Below are 21,793 nucleotides of genomic sequence, written 5' to 3' on the forward strand. Positions count from 1 at the left end.
ACCGATTTCGTTACCATACCGCCCTGCATGGCAGGCTGACGGTGCCGATCGGCGAGTGGCCTCCACGACGCGACAGCACTGTAGGCATCATCCAATGTTCGCCTTGTCTGCGCCCGCCTCGGGCGCAGACTTTTATCGACCGAGACGAATTCGCGAATCACTCGTCGGGGGGGCGGGACATCGCACAGAACCCTCGACATCCCCTACCGATCCATTCCCTGGAACAGCGCGTCTCAAGCCCGATTTGAGTGGGCAACGTTGGGCTTGAAGGTCGAAGGCTCGAGTTCGTGACGGGCCAGCAACTTGTAGAAATCCGTTCGGTTGCGGCCGGCGATCCGCGCCGCCTGAGTGACATTGCCCTCGGTGATCTTGAGGACCTTGATCAGATAGCTGCGCTCGAACCCCGCCCGGGCGTCGTTGAAGGTCGGCAGGGCGTTTTCCTCGGCCACCAGTGCCTGAGCCACCAGCGCCTCGGGAATGATCGGTGAACTGGTCAGGGCCACGCATTGCTCCACCACATTGACCAGCTGACGCACATTGCCCGGCCAGGCGCTCGAGGCCAGCAGGTTGATGGCCTCCTTGGAGAAGCCCTTGACGAAGGGCTTGTGGCGTTCGGCGGCCTGGGTCACCAGATACTTGGCGAGCAGCGGTACGTCCTCGGCACGCTCCTTGAGCGGCGGCAGCTTCAGGTTCACCACATTGAGGCGATAGAAGAGGTCCTCACGGAACTCCCCATCGTGCATGGCCTGGCCCAGATCACGATGCGTCGCCGAGATCAGACGCACATCCACGGATACCGAAGCGGTCGATCCGAGGGGACGAATCTGACGCTCCTGCAAGGCACGCAGCAGCTTGACCTGCAGGGCCAGCGGCATGTCACCGATCTCGTCGAGAAACAGGGTGCCCCCATCGGCAGCCTGGAACAGGCCCCGGTGATCACTGATCGCCCCGGTGAAGGCTCCCTTGGCGTGGCCGAACAGTTCGCTCTCGAGGAGTTGCTCGGGCAAGGCGCCACAATTGATGGCGATGAAAGGCTTGTCGGCACGCCGGCTGGCCTTGTGGATGGCGCCGGCCAGCAGTTCCTTGCCGGAGCCGGAGGCCCCGGTCACCAGAACGCTGACATCGGAGCTCGCCACCATCCTGGCCTGCTCGAGGATGCGTTCCATTTCCGGACTACGGGTAATGATCGCCTCGCGCCAGCTGTCATCCTCGCCGGCCGCCGCCGAGGTATGGGCCAGGGCATCGTCGATGGTAGTGAACAGCTCGTCCCGATCCACCGGCTTGGTGAGAAAGCCGAAGACCCCCTGGCGCGTGGCGCTGACGGCATCGGGGATCGAGCCATGGGCGGTGAGGATGATGACCGGCAACCCCGGCAGGCGTCGCTGGATTTCCTGGAACAACGCCAGGCCATCCATCTCGTCCATGCGCATGTCGGACAGCACCAGATCCGGGCGCCCGGTATCCAGATGCTTGAGGGCCTCCCGGCCGCTCTCGGCAGTGGTCACGCGGTAGCCACGGCTCTCCAGCCGCATTCCCAGCAGCTTCAACAGGCTGACGTCATCGTCCACCAGCAGGATGTGGGCCGTCTGATCGGCATTGGCTCGGGAGTGTCCGCTCGGGGTCATGTCGTGTCTCCGCGTCATTCGGTACGCTGTCGCGAATTGATGTTTCGCTCGATGTCGGTCAAGGCATCGAGCTTTTCGGTCAGTGCCTCCTTCTCCTCCGCCAGGGCACCACGTGCCTGCTCACTGCTGACCAGGCGGTGCTGCTGATCGCGACGTCGCTCGATCTCGTTGAGCCAGTAGCGCAACAAGGGTTGCAAGCGCGGCGGCGCCGCGTGCAGGTCGGCCTTGAACAATTCGGACGCCTGCTTCCATTGCGATGGCGGCCCCCAGGCCAGCACCACGGCCCTGGCCAGACGTGTCTCGGTCTGGGTGCCGACGAGACGCTCCCGCATGCGTTCACGCCATTCGCCATCGCCACGCTGAGACGCCAGGCCGAAGGCCACCCAGTCACGCAACAGGCAGGTTTCGTCAGCGAAGCCGGGCACTTCGGCGTAGCAGTTCGGCGTCTCGACCTTGGCCACCGTGGTCTCCGCCACGTCATCCCGGGATTGCGCGGGCAACCACTGGCAACCGGCCAGCCAGGCGGCGGCCAGGCAGACCATCAGGGCTCGTGCGTTCATATCATCCGCTCCTTGCGTGCGTTCCCGCCAGTGCGGGTAATGTTTCTATTGCGTCGTCATCCATGACGGGCGCCGGCAGCGTCAGGCGGAAACACACCGACAGCCGATCCTCGACCAATTCCAGTGTACCCTGCTGCAGGCGCGCGCAGTCGGCGGCCACCGAGAGGCCGATGCCCGACCCCTTCAGCGCCCCCTTGCGGCGTATACGGCCCTGGTAGAAGGCCTCGAAGAGATGATCGCGGTCCTCATCGGGAATCGACTCTCCGCTGTTGGCGACCTCGATTACCAACGATGTCGAGGTGGTACGGGCACGGATATCCAGTTCTCCCCCGTCCTCGCCATAGGCGACGGCGTTGGAAATGAGGTTATCGAGGATGCGCCCCGTCGCGGTGCGGTCGATCCGCCAGGTCACGGGACCATCGAAACATGCGATCCGCATCTCCTTCTGCTGCAGCGCCAGCCGATGCTTGGCCAGCACCTCCTTGGCCACCGTTGCCAGATCCAGACATTCGAGCTCGAGGCGTCGGTTGTGCTGCAGCAGGTTATAGTCGAGCAACTGTTCGATGAGCTGCTGCAATTCACTGCCACTGGCATCGATCAGCTCGAGTATCTCGCGCTGGTGCTCGGTGATCTCGCCAGCCACGCCATCGGTGAGCAGCGCCGACCCCTCGCGCACGCTGGCCAACGGTGTCTTCAGTTCATGGGACATGTGGCGCAGGAATTGCTGTTTCTGCTCCTCCAGCTCGTCGAGCCGTGAAGAGAGCCAGTCCAGTCGTTCATCCAGCCGGACCAGTTCGGCGGGGCCCTGGACGGGCGTCACGCTCTGCTGTTGGCTACCGCTACCGATGCCCAGGATATGCCGTTCGAGCTGGCGGATCGGACGGATGATCAGGCGCGTGAACAACAACATCAGCAGCAGACTGGCCGATACCAGCGCCGCCGTCTGCCACCATAGTCGCGTCTGCACCGATTCGGCCCGGGCGCGAATATCATCGAGCCGCTCATCGATGCGCCGATTGGTGGCCTGCCGCATGGCCTCGGTATGCCGGGCAAACGGCAGGAAGGCCGACAGGCTATCCCGAAACGCCTCGACCGGCAGGTCCGGCAGCTCGGCGAGCTCGTCCAGCTGTTCGCTGAGCGCTGCGACATCCGGATCATCGGGCAACAGCTCGCGTTGCCTGGCCAGCAACTGGCGGAATTCCACCAGGCGCTCATCGTAGATATCGAGCAGACTCTCCTGCTCGACCACCGCGTACTGACGGGCCGAACGTTCCAGCTCCAGGGCCAGGGCCCCCAGGGTCCGGGCTCGCCGGGTCTCCTCCACCGCCTGACGGGCACTGACATCGGCCAGGCGCGACAGTTCGGAGAGCGCCTGGCCGGCCTGGAACATCAGTACGGCCAGCGGCAACATCACCATGAGAAAGGCCAGCAACACCAGCTGCAGCAAGGAGCGTGGGCGCCAGCGACGGGAAACGGCTGAAGTCATGGCCAGCGTTCTATCGAAAAAATTGAAAGGAAGCACCATCGCTCTTGCTCGAGAATACCAGAGTTTCGCCGGCCAGCCTGCAAACCATCGTGCACGAGAATGTGCAGCAAAAAAAAAGGCCGGCAGGGCCGGCCCAATACGCAGGGAACTGAAGGGTTGGAAAGCCGCTCGATCGACTGGCCTGGTCCCGTCCGTCGATCGACTCTCCATGGGCCTGAAAAGGCCCTCGAAGCCACCCGAAGCCGTCTGCCACCAGGGGCCGGACTCGAGTGTCGGGTGGCGAACCACCCTTGCTTCGATCCTGGCAACGTCGCCTCTCGAGGCGCCGCTGCGCGATTCGTCCCCCGTCTCGGGGGAGAGGCATCCTTGCCAGAGCATCCTTGCCCTTTTCGGTACACGTCCTTGACGTCGTCGGTACCGTCTCATCGCAACCTAAAGTCACACATCGCTGGAGCAGACATTGGTCGCTTCGAGGCCGGGCACACAGGGCAGTGATGTCGCATGCCCCGCAGCGACCGGAGAACGATTCGAGCCGTATGAATCGTTTTCCGTTTGCTCACCCTTAACTGCTGCCATATGCATGCCATAAAAACAAAAGTCGATTATTATCAGGTAATTAAAAACCGGCCTTGTGACCAAATCTCCCCAGCCCGGACACAATCGCCTCATTGAACGCCAAAAAACGTCGCTATATCGAGACGCCTATCGAACGAAGAAAGAAAAGCGCTTTTATAACAACAAGATAAAATGTCGCCCTTGGGCGACATTTTAGATCTCGATGAACAAGGAAAAGCGCCGAGACTCTCAGGAAATCGACTTGACCAGCACCTTCGACTGCCTGGCGTGATTGTAGGTATCGCGCTTGAGAGGCGGCAGATCGGCAAGTTCAGCGGTACCGAAGCCATGCTCGAAGAACCAGTGCGCCGTATGAGTCGTCAAGGCAAACAACGAGTCCAGTCCCAGCCGACGGGCACGGCGCTCGACTTCACCCAGCAACAGGTCGCCCCGGGCGCCGCCACGATAATCGACATGTACCGCCACACAGGCGAGCTCGCCCATGCTGGCTTCGGGGAAGGTATGCAGGGCGGCACAGCCGATGACCATGCCATCGCGCTCGATGACCACATAATCATCGATCTCGTACTCCAGCCGTTCCCTGGAGCGCGGCACCAGCATGCCACGCCGCTCCAACGGCTCGAGCAATTCCAGCAGGCCCCCGACGTCCGCGACCTGGGCGGCGCGCAACTGTTCGTAGCGGTGGCGGGAAATCATGGTGCCCACGCCATCGCGGGTGAACAGTTCGCCGAGCAGGGCATCGTGATCGCGCCACGACAGCAGGTGAGTACGCGCCACCCCATGACGAGCGGCGGCACAGGCCGCCCTCAGGTGACGATAGGCTTCGTCGCCGGGGGAGGCGTCATCGAGCCAAGTGCTTGCCTCATCCGGCGTCAACTGGCGTTGCAGCTGCCCCCGGGCATCGCACAGGCCACTGGCCTCGCCGAGCAGGATCAGCTTGTCGGCGGTCAGTGCCGTGGCGACCTTCTGGGCCACCTCGGCGGCATCCAGATCGAAGACCTCACCGGTGCTGGAATACCCCAACGGTGGCAGCAGCACCAACGAGCCTTGTTCCAGCAAGCCGGTGATCGCCGTCTCGCGAACCCGGCGCACTTCGCCGCTCCGCGCGAAATCGACACCATCCCGCACGCCCAGCGGCTTGGCCATCACCAGATTGCCGGACACGGCAGTCATTTCGACACCGTGCAACGGCGAGTTGGGGAGTCCCAGGGAAAGCCGCGACTCCAGCCACAGACGCTGCTCGGCGGCGACCCGCTCGACCCGTGCCATGATCGCCTCATCGGCGACCCAGCGACCATGATGACGGCGTGGCGTGATCGAGGCCGCCTCGAGGGCACCGTTCACCTGGGGGCGGATCCCCAGCACCACCACCAGGCGAACCCCCAGGGTGTGCAACAGCGCCAGATCCTGGATGAGCTGCTCGCCACGCCCCTCGGACACCGCCTCACCCTCGATCAGGATGACGAAGGTTCGCCCTCGATGCGCATTGATATAAGGCGAGGAATTGCGAAACCAGTCGACGAAGGGAAAGCGAGTATCCAAGGCCGCACTCCGGCAGCAGGTGAAAGGGGAAGATGAGCCTTGACTATATCAGACACGCGAGCTGGAAGCTGGAAGCTGGAAGCTGGAAGCTGGAAGCTGGAAGCTGGAAGGCAGCATGAACCCCGACAACATGGGGTCAAGGTTTTTTCTTCCAGCTTCAAGCTTACGACTTCAAGCTCCCGGCGGAGCCGGGGACTTCCAGCTTCAAGCTTACGGCCGCGAAGCGGACGATCTTCCAGCTCCCGGCGGAGCCGGGGACTTCCATGGCTTCAAGCTCCGGGCGAAGCCCGGGCGGGCTCAGCCGAACATGCCCTTGAACATGAAGAAGAACATGATCGCCAGGCCCGCACCCGCCGGTAGCGTGATCAGCCAGGACATCACGATGGTGCCGATCACCCTCAGATTGAGTGCCGCCATGCCGCGCGCCAGGCCCACGCCGAGCACCGCGCCGACCAGGGTATGCGTGGTGGAGATCGGCAGGCCGGTGCCCGAAGCCAGCACCACGGTGGTGGCTGCGGCCAGCGTCGCGGCGAAACCGCGGCTCGGCGTCAACTCGGTGATGCCGGTACCCACGGTCGCGATGACCTTGTGGCCATAGGTCACCAGCCCGATGACGATGCCGCCGCCGCCGAGCACCAGTACCCACCAGGGCACCAGGGCCTCGCCGCCGACAGTGCCGCCACTTTCCACGACGCTGATGACCGCAGCCAGAGGGCCGACGGCGTTGGCCACGTCGTTGGAGCCGTGGGCAAATGCCATGGCACAGGCGGTGAACAGCATCAGCACCCCGAAGACACGTTCCACGCCACCGAAGCCGAAGGCATCGTCCTGGCGCTGCCCGGCGCCCACTCGGCGTTCGCGCACCACGCCCAGTACCATCAGGGCCAGCCCCATCAAGATGGAATACAGGAAACTGCTACCGAAGCCGAGCTCGAGGCCGACGTGCTTGAGTCCCTTGGTAAAGGTCACCATGGCGACAATGAAGCCGACCAGGAAGACATACATCGGGACATAGCGCTTGGCGGCGGCGAAGGGGTCGCGATTTTCGAAGATCAGGTGCTGGACGGACTTGAACAGCATGAAGGCGATGGAGCCGGACATCAGCGGCGAAACCACCCAACTGGCGGCGATCTGACCGACCTTGGTCCAGCCAATGGCATCGAGCCCCAGCCCGGCCATGGCGAAGCCGACGATGGCGCCGACGATGGAGTGGGTCGTGGAGACCGGCCAGCCACGCATCGAGGCGATCAGCAACCAAGTGGCCGCCGCCAGCAAGGCGGCCATCATGCCATAGACCAGCAATTGGGGATCGCCCTGCAGCATGGTCGGGTCGATGATGCCCTTGCGGATGGTGTTGGTGACCTCGCCCCCGGCCAACCAGGCGCCGAGAAACTCGAAGATCACGGCGATGATGATCGCCTGCTTGATGGTGATCGCCTTGGAGCCCACCGAGGTCCCCATGGCATTGGCAACATCGTTGGCCCCGACGCCCCAGGCCATGAAGAGGCCGAAGAGACAAGCGAGGATGATGAAGATGTCGCCATGTTGCGCGATGATCGACATAGGACGGTGTCCTTCTGCGGTCAGAGTGTGGCGGATGGTGTTCGGGAGTTCCCGATCAGTTGGCCGTCATGATCTGAAGGCGACTGCCGACGCGCTCGGCGCGATCGGACAGCTCACCGACCCAGTCGATGATCTTGTAGAGGAACATCACCTCCACCGGCGGCAGGCTGTCTTCCAGCGCGAACAGTTGGCGACGGATCGCGATCTGCTGGCTGTCGGCCTGTTGCTCCAGGGTGTGAAGCTCGCGAATCAGGTTCTGCATGACATCGGAGACGTTGCGTCCGAAGCCGGATTCGAGCAGGTCCTTGAGCTCCTCCAATGCCTGGCGCGCCTGACCCACGCAGGCCACGGAGGTCTGCATATAGTTGCGCATGGGCTCGGCCAGCGCTTCCGGCACCTGCATGCTGCGACCGAGCATGATGCCGGTGATGTCGCGAACCTTGTTGGCGATCTTGTCCTGGACGCTGATCAGGTCCAGCAGATCGGACCGCGACACCGGCAGGAACATGGTATTGGGGAGGTTGAGGCGCAGCTCGGTCTTGAGCTCATCAGCCTCGTGTTCGAGACGCGTGATGGTCTCGCGGTGAACGCCGGCTTCCTGCCAATCGCCGTTGAGCGTGGCCTCGAAGAACGGCAGCAACTGTTCCGCGCAGTCGTTGACCTTGACGATGTGCGCCAGCAACGGCTGGAATGGCGAGCGGCCAAACATCGCGGAGAAAGGGTTGGATGTCACCATGGGCAGCTGAACACTTGGAAAATGGCGGCGTCAGTATAGTGATTGACCATCCCGACGTCATGAAAAATTCATCTATCTTTCATCATCCCCCTACAAGGCAGGCACTTCATGGCAAGTGAAATCGAACTCAAGCTGGCCCTGGGCGAATCGGGGCCGGACGCCCTGCGCCGTCACCCTCGACTCGCCGCCCTGTCCTCTCGGGTCGGCCGACTGGGCAACACCTATTTCGATACCCCAGAGGGCGATCTGGAACGCTCGCGGAGTGCCCTGCGCCTGCGCCGCGATGGCGAGCGATTGCTGCAGACCGTGAAGACCCGGGGCCAGGGCGGTGGCGGCCTCTCGAGCCGTGGCGAATGGGAGTGGCCGGTGGATGGCCCCGGACTGGATTTCGAGGGACTCGCCGACATTCCCCCCATGGCCGCCTTCGGCCGGGACACCCTGTCGCGCCTCGTGCCACGCTTCTCCACCGACTTCACCCGTGAGACCTGGTGGGTGGAGGACGGTGATGCCGTCATCGAGGTGGCACTGGATACCGGGGAGATATACGCCGGCGAGCGCACGGCGACGATCCGCGAGCTGGAGCTCGAGCTCAAGGGCGGCACAGAGAGCGCCTTGCACGACCTCGCCGCCATCCTGGCCGAGCGCGTGCCCTTGCGCCCCGCGGACACCAGCAAGGCCGCCCGAGGCGGTGCCCTGCTCCTCGGACACTGGCACCTCCCCGAAGGCGGCACGCCCGCCGCCTGGCTGCATCGCGCCGGTGTCGCCCTGGATGCCCTGTGCGACACCGGCGACCCGGCCTGGCGTCGCGAGGCACAGGAAGCCTTTCAACACCTGGCAGAACTGGGCGATGATACCGCGAACGACGCCCGTTGGCTGGCTGGAGCCCTGGATGACGCTGCCTGGCTGACCGAGGCCTTCGGCGTACGCGCCCTGTCCCTGTCACGCCATCTGCCCGGGGACGCCGCACTCGGCTGAGCCTCGACAACGACAAGGACGACACTCACCGTGAGCCACCTCAAGCCTGCCACTGGAAATCTGCGTACCCGGATATTCCAGCTCATCTTCGAATCCGATACGCCCTCGGCCAAGGCCTTCGACATCGTCTTGATCGGGGTGATCCTGTTCAGTGTGCTGGTGGTGATGCTGGAGAGTGTCGTGCCGCTGCGCGAGCGCCATGGGGCGCTGTTCCACTGGCTGGAGTGGGGCTTTACCCTGCTCTTCACCTTCGAGCTGGCACTACGCCTCTATTGCCTGGAGCGACCCTGGCAGTATCTGCGCGGCTTCTACGGCGTCATCGATCTGCTGGCCATTCTGCCCACCTGGCTGGCCCTGTTGCTGCCGGGTGCCCAGTCACTGGTGGTGGTGCGCCTGCTGCGTACCCTGCGTATCTTCCGCGTGCTGCGACTGATGGAATTCGTCGGCGAGGGACGCCTGCTGCTCGATGCCCTGAAGCGCAGCGCCCGGCAGATCTTCCTGTTTCTGTTCACCGTCTGCATGCTGATCACCATCTTCGCCTCGGTGGTCTATCTGATCGAGCCCGCCGAGGCCGGTTTCACCAGCATTCCCATGTCGATCTACTGGGCGGCGGTTACCCTGACCACCGTCGGCTACGGCGACATCACGCCGGTGACGCCGCTCGGCCAGGCCATCTCGGTGATGATGATGCTGACCGGCTACTCGATCATCGCCGTGCCCACCGGGGTCTTCTCCGCCGAAGTGATCCGCTCGATCCGCGCCGATCGCTATTCCGACGAAGCCTGTCCCGGCTGCGGGCATGATCGACACGAGAGGCGTGCCAGCTACTGCCTGCACTGCGGCACCTGGCTGGACGAAGAGACCCCGGATCCCAGGGCCGAAAACGACGATGCGCCTCATGTCGATGAGACATGAGGCGCACCTTGGCCGAGATTTCTCGACTGGCGTTTCAGAGGGTGTTTACAAACTACTGCGCTCGACCATGCGGCGTTGAAATCAGCCTCAAAATGCTCATTTACCAGCTCGTAAACTCCGCTTTTTCGGCTGATTTCGCCTGGCCTGGCCGTCGCTCGTAACTTTTGTAAACACCCTCTCAGTCTTGACTGAAACGCCGGCGAGCGCAGCATTCAAGCAGCGCTTCCCGGGTGTGGATCACTCCACCTCGAGCGTCGCCTCCCAGGCGTTGAGTTCGGCCTCGCTCCAGTCGCCATAGCCGGCGTTGGGGAAGACGATCCAGTCGTCGCCGAATCGCTCGGCGTTTTCCTCGACCAGGCGGCGCTGTCCTTCGAGATCCGCGTCGGCGAACTCGCCGGAGAAGTCATGCAGGGAGTCGCCGAGCTGCATCACCAGGGTGTGGTTCTCGACGACCTCGGCCCGACGCTCCGCCTTGGGCGGCCCGAGCAGCATGACGCTGTCCTTCGATACCTGGGGCAGTTCGAGGGCTTCGAGGCTCGCGATGGTATCGGCCTCGTTCTCCTGATAGCGGTCGGAGACATAGAAGATATCCACGCCCTGCTCGTCGGCGAATTCCAGGAAGTCCGCGGCGCCGGGGATCAGGCGCGGCTCGCCCTCGCGTTCCCAGTGCTTCCAGGTATCCCAGGTGGTGTAGTCATGGCATGCCTGCATGTCGCGGGCCAGCAAGGCGCTGTTATCGAGCACCGTCTCGTCCAGGTCGGTGATGATCGCCAGGTTCGCGTTCTCGTCATGATCGGCGATGGCCTGCTCGAGACGCAGGGTGGCCAGCGCATAGCCCTGACGCTGCAAGGCCGCGACTTCGGCGGAACGCTGTTGATAGCGAAGCCCCATGGAATAGGCGGCCTGGGCACAGAGTGCTTCACCATCGGTGCCATCGGTCGCGGCGTTGGCGAACGGCGTCACGCCGGCAAACAGCGCGGCGGCGAGCAGTGTATGGCGGCTGAACGTCATCATGAACATCTCCTGCTTGGTGATCGGAAGGGCACTGCCTGAATGCTCAGGCTCAGCATTTTCTTTGATCACGCTTTGTTATCGAAAATCAGCCATATGATCATATTTTATTTTTATTACACGTTCAAATTAATATCTAGGCCGGGCCGGGTTATCACCATGTCATCTCACGGTAGCGCCGGGACACAGAGCGCCGGGGACAAGGGAAGCGGGGACAAGCCGATGAGACGGGGGCCGAACGTGCCGGCCGTGGGTGGTGCGGAGAAGATTACAGTCGACGGCAGGCACCGTCGTCCTGTTCCGGCCAGCTCAGGCAATCACCGGTCTCGATCCCCTTCGCCTCGAAATAGCCGGCATTGACCTCCAGGGCGGCATGATAGGGCGCCGAGGGGCGCGTCACCGGGCAATCGCTCGGCGACGTCGCTCGGCAGGGCTGCATGCGATGGATGTCGTTGATCCGGCCCTCGGCATCGAGAAAGGCGATATCCAGGGCAATACGCGTGCGGTACATCCAGAAGCCGTTATGGGCGGGCTGGGCGGTCCCATAGAGGAACAGCATGCCGGCATCCTCGGCCAGGGTGTCGCGCTCCATCAGCCCCCGGCTGCGCTCGGCGGCGCTGCGCGCCAGCTCCACCGTCAACCGATGCGGCCCCCGTGCGCTGTGAATCGTCAGCGTCGTGGCAGGCAGCGCCGAGGCCCCGACAGCGGGGCACCACAACGCCAGCAACGGTAACGACGCCATGCCACGGAGCAATCGACGACGGGTCGGGTTCATGAGGGTCCTCTCGATGGCTGGTGATGGGGAAACACTGCTAAAATGCCTGCGCATGCAAATCGCTGCGTTGCGCGGTGCTCGAAAGCTCGCCTAACCCCTCGTTATGTCTCGCTTTCTGTGCTCCGTGCGCCTCGCGTGACCCACATGGATGTGGGAAATGCGATGGCCCGTCGGGAACGGGCCTAGCCTTCACTATGCTCGGCGATTTATTCAGCGTTTCCATAGCCGGGACGAACGCTCGGACAGAACGCCAGTCACTGTCCGCCGGCCCCGAGTGGATCGAGCGATGCAAGGTTCCAGAAAGCATCACAGTAGTCGACGACAAGGCTGCCTGGAAGATATGCCGTCTCTGTCCCTGCGGTCGGCTCCCCTCGCCCGTTCATTCAACACAGGCCGCCCGCCACCTGCATCACCCAGTCGCGAATGGCGAGAATGATCGGGTCATCTCGTCGGCCTTCCGGGTGGACCAGATAGAACGGCTTGCCTTCCAGTTCCGGCCCGAAGGGCTGTACCAGCCGCCCTTCTTCCAGTTCATCGGCAATCAGCGGACGGCTCATCAGCGCGACTCCCTGCCCACCGACGGCAGCGGAGATGGCATGGGTTTCATCGGAAAACACCAGCCCAGCACTGACATCGAGATCCGGTACGACGGCCCGCTTTTGCCAGCCAGCCCAGTTCAGCGGCGCCACCGAGCCTCCCTGGGGACGGAAGTGAATCAGCGAATGGGTGGGCAGTTCCTCCCGGCTCTTCAAGTCCAGGTGCGGACTGCAGGCGGGAATGAAAACATTATCGAAGAGTTTCTCCGCCACCAGCCCCGGCCAATGGCCATCTCCGTAGCGAATGGCCAGGTCTGCCGTGACGCCATCCAGCGCGACGGGATCGTGGGAGGCGTGGATGCGCAAATCGATGTCCGGATGCGAGTCGCGCAGCAGGCATACCCAGGGCAACAGCCAGCGCACCGCCACCGCCGGCGTCGTGGAGAGCGTTACCGCCTGGCGGACAGGCACCGTTTTCAAGCGCTCGACGACACCGCCGATGCTGTCGAACGCGCTCTCCAGTGTCTGGAACAGCTCGTCCCCCTGCCGGGTAAGCACCAGTTGCCGGGGCTTGCGAACGAACAGCGCCACACCGAGCGCGTCTTCCAGGCCGCGGATATGGTGGCTGATGGCCGTGGCGGTCACGGACAGTTCCTCTGCCGCCCGTTTGGCGCTCTCGTGACGGGCGGCCGCTTCAAATGCCCTCAAGGAGGACAGAGAGGGTAATCGGCGAGGACTCATGGCTGAACTCAGCTCATCTCAACACGCAAGAAAAGATCGTTTGTTGCCTATATACCGTGATTCTAGGCTGATCTGGCCACTGAAAGATACCTGAAGCCAACTCACATCATGAGGTAACAATCATGACCCACATCCTGCAACTCGACGCCAGTGCCCGCCCCGGCCGCGCCGGTACCGACGACCACGGTTCCATCAGCCGTCGGTTGACGCACCGCTTCGTCTCCGGCTGGCAGAACCGTCGACCCGACGATAGCGTCACCTACCGGGATATCGGTGGCCATCCCCCCTCCTTCATCGACCAGCCATGGATTCAGGCCGCCTTCACGCCATCGGCGCAGCGGTCCGCCTGGATGACAGACACGCTCGCCGAAAGCGACCAGCTGGTCGACGAGCTGGTCGCCGCGGACATCCTGGTCATCGGTGCACCGCTCTATAACTTCGGCATGCCGGCAACCCTGAAAGCCTGGGTAGATCAGGTGGTACGTCTCGGCCGCACCGTGGATTACGAGCCGAACCAGCCGGAGGACCCGTTCATCACCCTGCTGGCCGACCGCCCCCGCCACGCCATCATTCTGTCGTCCCGGGGCGAATCCGGCCTCGGTCCAGGCGGGCCCATGGCCCACATGAATCACCTGGAGCCCAACCTGACCACGGTGCTGGAATTCGTCGGCATCACCCGGATCCACCGGATTGCCGTTGAACATCAGGAAGAAGGCGGCGCCTTGCTGGCAGCGTCCATCGAGGCGGCGGAACGCGACGTGGACGCACTGATCGCCCACCTCTCGCAGACCGTCCATGCCGTGGAACAGGCAGAGCCCGCCTGACAGCCTCTTGGCCGGAAAGGCACAAGGGTTTGCCTGAAAAGTCGGCGAGCAAAGATCAGGGCTAGGCCCGCTCCCAGCGGGCCAACGCATTTTCCACGTCCATGTAGGTCACAAGGCAAAAATCAGCGACAAATCGTCAGGAGTGACGATTTGGGCAGCTCCGCTGCTCGAAGAGCGAGTGACAAGGATGTCACGAGTCAAAAAGCGGAGTTTAAAAACCTAGGTCTGTTCGGCGGTGCGCCCCAGAATCGACATCAAATCGATGCTGTTCTCGCGGGGGCGCAGGTCGAGCAATGCCTCGAGGCTGTGGAGGTGGTCGTTGACACAGGCGCGGGCGGCCTCGCCGTCGCCCTTGCCGAGCCGGTCGAGCAGACGCGGGTGGTCGTTCTCCAGATAGCAGGAGGCGAGGCTCGGACGCTTGTAGAGGGCGATGACGATGGAGGTACGCAGCACCAGGTCGGTGAGCATCGCGCCCAGCACCCGGTTGGGCGAATGCTCGGCCAGCAGGTGATGGATGGTCAGGGAGTGCTCGATGCGTGCCGGCTCGTCACCACGCTCGTAGGCGTCGGTTTCCAGGCGTGCCTGGGTTTCCAGGGTCGACATGACCTCGGCGTCGAGCCGGCCGGCCAATTGTGCGGCCACCTCGCCCTCGACCAGACGACGCGCCTCGAACGTCTCACGGGTTTCCTCGATGCTCGGTGCACGCACCCGGGCCACCTGGTTGGGCCGCTGATCGACGACATGCTCGGACGCCAGACGCGTCAACGCCTTGCGTACCACCGAGCGACTGACACCGAACACCTCGCCCAGCGTCACTTCCGGCAGCTTGGTATCCGGCGGCAGACGCTGCGTCAATACCGCGCGTCTGACCTTCTCGACGATATCCTGGTCGCTGATGCGACCGCCGGCCTTGACCTCGGCCAGCATCTCCTTGTGCCAGGCGTTATTCATGGACTGTCTCCCCGGGATTGCCTGTCGAGACCTTCGCATGTTTCACGCCTGCTGACCACACTCCAACCCCACTTTGTATACAGTTCTCCATCATTCAATCGATGCGATGGCCATCGCCCACATCGAGGATCTTCAGGGTATTGGTGCCGCCGTGGGCGTTCATGTGATCCCCTCGGGTCAGGATCACGTGGTCGCCCGGCTCGGCGATGCCCTGGGCCACCAGGCGCTCCAGCGCGCGATCGTTGAGCTCGCCGGCCGACATCGCGCTGGTGTCGAAGGGCAGGGATATCACCCCACGATACAACGCCATGCGGCGCTGGGCGACGGGGTTGTGGGCCAGGCCGACGATCGGCAGTCCCGAACGGATCCGCGAGGCGATCAGCGGCGTATAGCCGGTGGCCGTCATGCAGGCGATGGCCGCCACGCCGGAAAGGTGATTGGCGGCGTACATCGCCGACAGGGCGATGGTCTCGTCGATCCGCGAGAAGCCCTCGTGGATGCGGTGCCCGGATTCCTGGGCGATGCGCTCGCGCTCGGCGCCCAGGCAGACCCGTGCCATGGCCTCCACGGTCTCCGTCGGGAAGTCGCCGGCGGCGGTCTCGGCGGAGAGCATCACCGCATCGGTGGCATCGAGCACGGCATTGGCCACGTCGAACACCTCGGCGCGGGTCGGCAGCGGCGACTCGATCATCGACTCCATCATCTGGGTCGCGGTGATCACCGCCCGGTTGTGGCTGCGGGCATGCTTGATGATGCGCTTCTGAGTGCCGATCAGCGCTTCGTCGCCGATTTCCACACCGAGATCGCCGCGGGCCACCATCACCGCCTGGCTGGCCTCGATGATGCCGTCCAGGGTGGCGTCATCGGCCACGGCTTCGGCGCGCTCGAGCTTGGCCACCAGGCCGATCTCGGCGCCGGCCTCGCCGAGCCGCTCGCGGGCCTCGTGCATGTCGGCGGCGCTGCGCGGGAAGGACACCGCCAGGTAGTCGACACCGATGTCGATGGCGGTCTCCAGATCGGCCTTGTCCTTGTCGGTCAGCGCCGGGGCGGAGAGCCCGCCGCCCTGCTTGTTGATGCCCTTGTTGTTGGAGAGCCGGCCGCCCTGCACCACGGTGGTGTGAATCTCGCTGCCGGCCACGCGCACGACGTCGAGCACCAGACGGCCATCGTCGAGCAGCAGGCGATCCCCGGCCACGACATCTTCGGCCAGGGCCTTGTAGTCGCAGCCGACCCGACCGGCGTCGCCGGCCTCGCCGTCCAGGGCGACATCGAGCACGAAGGCCTGGCCTTCCTCGAGGTCCACGACACCGTCGCGGAAGCGGGCGATGCGGATCTTGGGGCCTTGCAGGTCGCCCAGGGCGGCGACGCTGCGGCCGAGGCGCGTGGCGATCTCGCGCACCTCGGTGAGCCGGCGGCGGTGGTCGTCGGGGGCGCCATGGGAGAAGTTGAGGCGTACCACATCGACGCCGGCGGCGATCATCCGTTCGAGCACGCCGGGCCTGTCACTGGCGGGCCCGAGGGTGGCGACGATCTTGGTGCGGCGAATCGGCTCGTGGATCGGAGCATGGGGGGGCAGCGTCATGAAGTCCTCGGTAATACCAGAATGGCACGAAAGTCGTTGACGTTGGTGCGCGTCGGACCGGTCACGATCAGGTCATCCAGCGCATCAAAGAAAGTATAGGCGTCATTACGTGACAGATAGTCGTCGGGATCAAGACCGAGTTCGCGCATGCGCTCCCAGCAGGGTGGCCCGAAGATGGCCCCGGCGTTGTCCTCGGAGCCATCGATGCCGTCGGTGTCGATGGCCAGAGCGTGAATGCCGGGCGCCCCCTTGAGGGTCGTGAAGAGCCCCAGCAGATACTCGACATTACGCCCGCCACGCCCATCGCCACGAACGGTCACACTGGTCTCGCCGCCGGAGAGAATCAGCAAGGGCCGGGACAGATCATCCTGGGCGGACAGCGCCATTCGCCCCTGGGCCCGCCCGAGCTCTCGCGCCTCGCCTTCGAGATCATCGCCCAGCAGACGCACCTCGATCCCCTCGGCCTCGGCGGCTGCGTTGGCTGCGGACAGGGCATCCCGGGCCCGGGCGAGGATCTCGCTCTCGTCCCGGGCGAAGCCTGGATCCTCGGGATGTGGTGCCTCGGTATTGGTCTCGAGGTGATGGCGCACCGACTCGGAAACCTCGATACCGTAACGTTCGAGGATCGCCAGGGCATCGGCCGGCGTGGTGGCATCGGGCAGGGTCGGGCCGGAAGCGATCAAGGAGGCTTCATCGCCGGGCACATCCGAGATGAGCCAGGTCAGCACCCGCGCCGGGTGCGCGGCGGCAGCCAGTCGCCCGCCCTTGATGGCGGACAGATGCCGACGCACCGTGTTGATCTCGCGGATCGGCGCTCCGCAGCGCAACAATGCCTTGTTGAGGGCCTGCTTCTCATCCAGGCCGACGCCAGGCGCCGGCAGCGTCATCAGCGCCGATCCTCCGCCGGACACCAGGGCAATCACCAGGTCGTCCTCGCCCAGCCCCTCGATGGACTCGAGCATGCGGCGGGCAGCACGTTCACTCAGGTCGTCGGGCATCGGGTGGGAGGCCTCGAGTACCTCGATGTCACGACACTCGGCGCCATGGCCATAGCGCGTCACCACCAGGCCCTCGAGGGGCGCATCAGGATGACGGGCCTGCCAGGCACGCTCCAGCGCCGCCGCCATGGCGGCCGCCGCCTTGCCGGCTCCCACCACCAGGGTGCGACCGGCCGGGGGTGTCGGCAACCTGTCGGGCAACAGCGAATCCGGGTGAACGGCCGCCACGGCGGTCTCACCGAGGCGGGTCAGCCAACTGCGCACGGCCTCGGGCCGGTCGGAGGAAAGCAACGGAGAAAGGGCATTCATCGGAAAGTCTCCTTTACGCAGGAAAGTACTGCCTAAATCGGCGAGCTCCTCGCCGTAACCGCTCCGCTCGCGCGGCCTTCACGGTTATCATGCGGGTGGCGCAAGGTACACCGGGATTTACGCAGGACCTCCCCAAAAAAGGGCCCGGTGACGAGGGGTGCTTCAGGGGAAGTTCGTCACCGGGCAATGGCCGTGGAAACGGCCTGGCAGACGACGACCCGACGCCTGCCATTAGGGAGCAGTCACCTCCCTGTCCCCCGCCGGCCGCCACGACGGCCGACGGGAAGGACTCAGCGGCTACCGACTTCGTGGTCGGCGAGCCGTTCGAGGGCACGCAGGATGCCGGCGTGGTCCCAGTCGGCGCCACCATTCGCGGCGCAGGCCTGGAACAGCTGCTGGGCATTGGCGGTACCGGGCAGTGCCAGGTCGAGGCTTCGTGCCCCTTCCAGTGCCAGGTTGAGATCCTTCTGGTGCAGCTTGATCTTGAAACCCGGATCGAAGGTGCGGTCGATCATGCGCTGACCGTGCACGTCGAGGATCTTCGACTGGGCCAGGCCACCGAGCAGCGATTCACGCACCTTGGACACGTCGGCCCCCGCCTTGGAGGCAAACAGCAGCCCCTCGGACACTGCCTCGATGGTCAGCGCCACGACGATCTGGTTGGCCACCTTGCAAGTCTGGCCGGCGCCGTGACCGCCGATGTGGGTAATGGTCTTGCCCATGATCTCGAGCAGCGGGTTGGCACGCTCGAAACCTTCCTGAGTGGCACCGACCATGATGGTCAGGGCAGCATTGATCGCACCGCCCTCACCGCCGGACACCGGAGCATCGACGTACTCACCGCCGGCATCGTGGATGCGCTTGGCGAACTCCTGGGTGGCCAGCGGTGCGATGGAGCTCATGTCGATCACCAGGGTGCCGGGCTTGAGCCCTTCGACGACACCGCCTTCGCCGAACAGCACCTCTTCGACGTCGGGGGTATCCGGCACCATGGTGATGACCACCTCGGAAGCCTCGGCCACCGCCTTGGGATTATCGAGCTCCTTCATGCCCTTGGAGGCCAGGGTCTCGTCCAGGCTGCCACGCTTGACGGTGGTCAGCTCGTGGCCGGCGTCCAGCAGATGGCCCGCCATGGGACGCCCCATGATGCCAAGGCCAATAAAACCGATCTTGCTCATGATATTTCTCCTTGCGGAATACGAGCCCCTTTTCTTGGCCACGCTGATATTGGAGGGACTTGCCCGTCAGCGATGGAGTCTGGAAAACGAGCTCTCTATGTCTTCTGTTATCAATATCCATGTATCGAAACGCGTGACGAGTGATGGCAGGTCGGTCGCCGCCGGAGCGGAGGAGCCGGAATGTACTTGACAGTACATGAGGACTCCGAGCACCGCCGGCGATCGAGATGCCGAGCGCAGTCGCGTTTCAGCGTACGGCATCCAACCAGCCCAGCCCCTCCTGGGTCGACCCGGCCGGCTTGTACTCGCAGCCGATCCAGCCGTCATAACCCAGGCGGTCGAGGTGACCGAACAGGAAGGGATAGTTGATCTCGCCGGTACCCGGCTCGTGACGACCGGGGTTGTCGGCAAGCTGCACATGAGCGATGCGACCGAGATGCTTCTCGATGGTCGGCGCCAGATCCCCTTCCATGATCTGCATGTGATAGATGTCGTACTGCAGCTTCAGGTTGTCGCTGCCCACCTCGTCGAACAGCGCCAGCGCCTGCTCGGTACGGTTGAGGAAGAACCCCGGGATATCGCGAGTGTTGATCGGCTCGGCGATCAACAGGATGCCGGCGGCATCGAGCTTCTCGGCAGCGAAACGCAGGTTCTCGACCAGCGTCTTGCGCGCCTCGTCGTCGCTGACACCCTCGGGCTGGATGCCGGCCAGGCAGTTGACCTGGGTGTTGCCGAGCACCTTGGCGTACTCGATGGCGCGGTCGACGCCGGCGCGGAACTCCTCGACACGGTCCGGGTGACAGGCGATACCGCGCTCGCCGGCGCCCCAGTCACCGGCCGGCAGGTTGAACAGCACCTGGGTCAGGCCGTTGTCGTCGAGACGCTGCTTGATCTCGTCGACACCGAAATCATAGGGAAAGAGGTACTCGACTCCCTTGAACCCCGCCTTGGCGGCGGCCTCGAAGCGATCGAGAAAGTCCACCTCGGTGAACAGCATGCTGAGATTGGCGGCAAACTTGGCCATGTGAATCTCCCCGTGTCTTCTCGTGTATGTCAGCGTACGTCTCGGGCCGCCCGGCCGCCGGTCCCCACCGCTGGCCGAGCGACGACCGTGCTCAGCGCAGAGCGGCGATGGAACTCGGCGCATCCGCTTCGTTCTCGGCCAGCGCCTCGAACTCGTTGACAGTACTCAAGTCCTTGCCGCTCATCGAGATATTGGTGACCCGCTCGAGAATCACCTCCACCACGACCGGCACCTTGTGCTCATCCTTGAGCCGCTTGGCTTGCTCCAGCGCCGGGGCGATTTCCTCGGGATCGGTCACGCGGATCGCCTTGCAACCCAGGCCCTCGACCACGGAGACGTGATCCACGCCGTAGCCGTTGATTTCCGGGCAGTTGATGTTCTCGAACGACAACTGGACCTGATAGTCCATGTCGAAGCCTCGCTGGGCCTGACGGATCAGCCCCAGGTAGGAGTTGTTCACCAGCACGTGGATGTAGGGCAGGTTGAACTGCGCCCCCACCGCCAGTTCTTCGATCATGAACTGGAAGTCATAGTCGCCGGACAGCGCCACGATGTCCGCTTCCGGATCGGCGCGACGCACGCCGAGCGCGGCCGGAACGGTCCAGCCCAGCGGGCCCGCCTGACCACAGTTGATCCAGTGGCGCGGCTTGTAGACGTGCAGAAACTGGGCGCCGGCGATCTGCGACAAGCCGATGGCCGTCACGTAGCGAGTGTTCTTGCCGAACGCCTTGTTCATTTCCTGATAGACGCGCTGGGGCTTGACCGGCGTTTCCTTGAAATCGGTCTTGCGCAGCATGGTGCGCTTGCGCTCCTGGCACTCCTCGGCCCACTGGCTGCGATCCTTCAGCTTGCCTTCGGCCTTCCACTCCTTGGCCACCTCGACGAACAGCTCCAGGGCCGCCTTGGCATCGGAGACGATGCCGAGGTCCGGGCCGAAGATACGGCCGATCTGGAACGGTTCGATATCGACGTGAACGAACTTGCGACCCTCGGTGTAGGTGGCCAGATCACCAGTGTGGCGGTTGGCCCAGCGGTTGCCGATCCCCATCACGAAGTCGGCTTCGAGCATGGTGGCGTTGCCGTAGCGGTGCGAGGTCTGCAGCCCCACCATGCCGGCCATCAGCTGGTGATCGTCGGGAATGGTGCCCCAGCCCATCAGCGTCGGAATGACCGGCACGCCGGTGATCTCGGCAAACTCGGTAAGCAGGTCGCTGGCATCGGCGTTGATGATGCCGCCCCCGGCCACCAGCAGCGGCTTGTCGGCCTCATCGAGCATGCCCAGCGCCTTTTCGACCTGGGCACGGGTCGCAGCGGGCTTGTAGCCCGGCAGCGGCTCGTAGGTGTCCGGATCGAACTCGATCTCGGTCATCTGCACGTCGATCGGCAGATCGAGCAGCACCGGGCCCGGGCGCGAGCTGCGCATGATCTGGAAGGCCTGCTGGAAGGCACGCGGCACCTGGGCCGGCTCACGCACGGTAATCGCCCACTTGGTGACCGGGCCGGCGATGGCCTGGATATCGACCGCCTGGAAGTCCTCCTTGTGCAGCTTGCTGGCCGGTGCCTGGCCGGTGATGCACAGGATCGGGATGGAGTCGGCAGAGGCCGAATACAGGCCGGTGATCATGTCGGTACCGGCCGGGCCGGAGGTGCCGATGCACACACCGATGTTACCCGGCTGGGTGCGAGTGTAGCCCTCGGCCATGTGCGAGGCACCCTCGACGTGACGCGCCAGAACGTGATCCACACCGCCGACCTTGCGCATCGCGGCATAGAAGGGATTGATGGCGGCCCCGGGCAGGCCGAAGGCGACATCGACCCCCTCTTTCTTGAGCACGTGAACGGCAGCTTCCGCAGCGGTCATGCGAGCCATGACGATTCCTCCGGTA

Annotated in this window: 18 protein-coding genes; 3 read left to right on the forward strand and 15 right to left on the reverse strand. The window is 64.0% G+C overall.

All coding sequences use genetic code 11. The annotated features are described in order from the left end of the window. Positions 1-233: 233 nt before the first annotated feature. The 6 genes from glrR to LU493_RS00130 all read right to left on the reverse strand — a co-directional run bounded on the left by glrR (position 234) and on the right by LU493_RS00130 (position 8,088). Positions 234-1,625 carry a two-component system response regulator GlrR gene (glrR, locus tag LU493_RS00105; protein ID WP_275285740.1) on the reverse strand — a complete coding sequence of 464 codons (1,392 nt, stop codon included), beginning with the start codon at positions 1,623-1,625 and terminating at the stop codon, positions 234-236. 14 nt (positions 1,626-1,639) lie between these two features. Next, positions 1,640-2,185, reverse strand: coding sequence for a hypothetical protein (locus LU493_RS00110; protein ID WP_275285741.1), 546 nt, complete (start codon positions 2,183-2,185; stop codon positions 1,640-1,642). A gap of 1 nt (position 2,186) precedes the next feature. Continuing rightward, positions 2,187-3,671, reverse strand: coding sequence for a sensor histidine kinase (locus LU493_RS00115; RefSeq protein ID WP_275285742.1), 1,485 nt, complete (start codon positions 3,669-3,671; stop codon positions 2,187-2,189). Positions 3,672-4,475: 804 nt separating this feature from the next. Then, on the reverse strand, positions 4,476-5,789 hold the full coding sequence (argA, locus tag LU493_RS00120; RefSeq protein WP_275285743.1) for an amino-acid N-acetyltransferase: 1,314 nt from the start codon (positions 5,787-5,789) through the stop codon (positions 4,476-4,478). Between the two features lie 297 nt (positions 5,790-6,086). After that, positions 6,087-7,352, reverse strand: coding sequence for an inorganic phosphate transporter (locus LU493_RS00125; protein WP_275285744.1), 1,266 nt, complete (start codon positions 7,350-7,352; stop codon positions 6,087-6,089). A gap of 55 nt (positions 7,353-7,407) precedes the next feature. Then, positions 7,408-8,088 (reverse strand): TIGR00153 family protein, encoded by a 681-nt coding sequence (locus LU493_RS00130; protein ID WP_275285745.1) that lies wholly within the window; start codon positions 8,086-8,088, stop codon positions 7,408-7,410. A gap of 108 nt (positions 8,089-8,196) precedes the next feature. Between LU493_RS00130 and LU493_RS00135 the strand changes: the two genes are divergently transcribed. Beyond that, complete coding sequence (locus LU493_RS00135) at positions 8,197-9,063, forward strand: inorganic triphosphatase (protein WP_275285746.1); 867 nt, start codon at positions 8,197-8,199, stop codon at positions 9,061-9,063. Positions 9,064-9,093: 30 nt separating this feature from the next. Next, complete coding sequence (locus LU493_RS00140; RefSeq protein WP_275285747.1) at positions 9,094-9,978, forward strand: ion transporter; 885 nt, start codon at positions 9,094-9,096, stop codon at positions 9,976-9,978. 237 nt (positions 9,979-10,215) lie between these two features. On the opposite strand, the gene LU493_RS00145 is transcribed toward LU493_RS00140, so the two are convergent. The 3 genes from LU493_RS00145 to LU493_RS00155 all read right to left on the reverse strand — a co-directional run bounded on the left by LU493_RS00145 (position 10,216) and on the right by LU493_RS00155 (position 13,041). Next, positions 10,216-10,989: a 5'-nucleotidase, lipoprotein e(P4) family gene (locus LU493_RS00145; RefSeq protein WP_428994505.1), complete on the reverse strand. Its 774-nt coding sequence runs from the start codon at positions 10,987-10,989 to the stop codon at positions 10,216-10,218. 268 nt (positions 10,990-11,257) lie between these two features. Continuing rightward, entirely contained in the window at positions 11,258-11,764 is a 507-nt protein-coding gene (locus LU493_RS00150; RefSeq protein ID WP_275285749.1) for a DUF192 domain-containing protein, read from the reverse strand. 383 nt (positions 11,765-12,147) lie between these two features. Further along, entirely contained in the window at positions 12,148-13,041 is an 894-nt protein-coding gene (locus LU493_RS00155) for a LysR substrate-binding domain-containing protein (RefSeq protein WP_275285750.1), read from the reverse strand. A gap of 122 nt (positions 13,042-13,163) precedes the next feature. Between LU493_RS00155 and LU493_RS00160 the strand changes: the two genes are divergently transcribed. Next, entirely contained in the window at positions 13,164-13,865 is a 702-nt protein-coding gene (locus LU493_RS00160; protein WP_275285751.1) for an FMN-dependent NADH-azoreductase, read from the forward strand. A 219-nt stretch (positions 13,866-14,084) separates the two neighbouring features. Here LU493_RS00160 and LU493_RS00165 read toward each other — a convergent pair whose 3' ends face one another. The 6 genes from LU493_RS00165 to gcl all read right to left on the reverse strand — a co-directional run bounded on the left by LU493_RS00165 (position 14,085) and on the right by gcl (position 21,777). After that, positions 14,085-14,816, reverse strand: a complete 732-nt coding sequence (locus LU493_RS00165) for a GntR family transcriptional regulator (RefSeq protein WP_275285752.1) — start codon at positions 14,814-14,816, stop codon at positions 14,085-14,087. A gap of 94 nt (positions 14,817-14,910) precedes the next feature. Further along, positions 14,911-16,398, reverse strand: a complete 1,488-nt coding sequence (gene pyk / locus LU493_RS00170; RefSeq protein WP_275285753.1) for a pyruvate kinase — start codon at positions 16,396-16,398, stop codon at positions 14,911-14,913. Then, the gene (locus tag LU493_RS00175; protein ID WP_275285754.1) at positions 16,395-17,705 is read right to left on the reverse strand and encodes a glycerate kinase type-2 family protein; all 1,311 of its coding nucleotides are present in this window, start codon (positions 17,703-17,705) and stop codon (positions 16,395-16,397) included. Before LU493_RS00175 ends, pyk begins: the two co-directional genes overlap by 4 nt. Before the next feature lie 290 nt (positions 17,706-17,995). Then, positions 17,996-18,883, reverse strand: a complete 888-nt coding sequence (locus LU493_RS00180) for a 2-hydroxy-3-oxopropionate reductase (protein WP_275285755.1) — start codon at positions 18,881-18,883, stop codon at positions 17,996-17,998. Between the two features lie 247 nt (positions 18,884-19,130). Beyond that, positions 19,131-19,907: a hydroxypyruvate isomerase gene (gene hyi, locus LU493_RS00185; protein ID WP_275285756.1), complete on the reverse strand. Its 777-nt coding sequence runs from the start codon at positions 19,905-19,907 to the stop codon at positions 19,131-19,133. Between the two features lie 91 nt (positions 19,908-19,998). Then, the gene (gene gcl, locus LU493_RS00190) at positions 19,999-21,777 is read right to left on the reverse strand and encodes a glyoxylate carboligase (RefSeq protein ID WP_275285757.1); all 1,779 of its coding nucleotides are present in this window, start codon (positions 21,775-21,777) and stop codon (positions 19,999-20,001) included. Positions 21,778-21,793: the final 16 nt, after the last annotated feature.

Origin of the sequence: Halomonas elongata, assembly GCF_029081005.1 — a bacterium.
GTDB lineage: Bacteria > Pseudomonadota > Gammaproteobacteria > Pseudomonadales > Halomonadaceae > Halomonas > Halomonas elongata_B.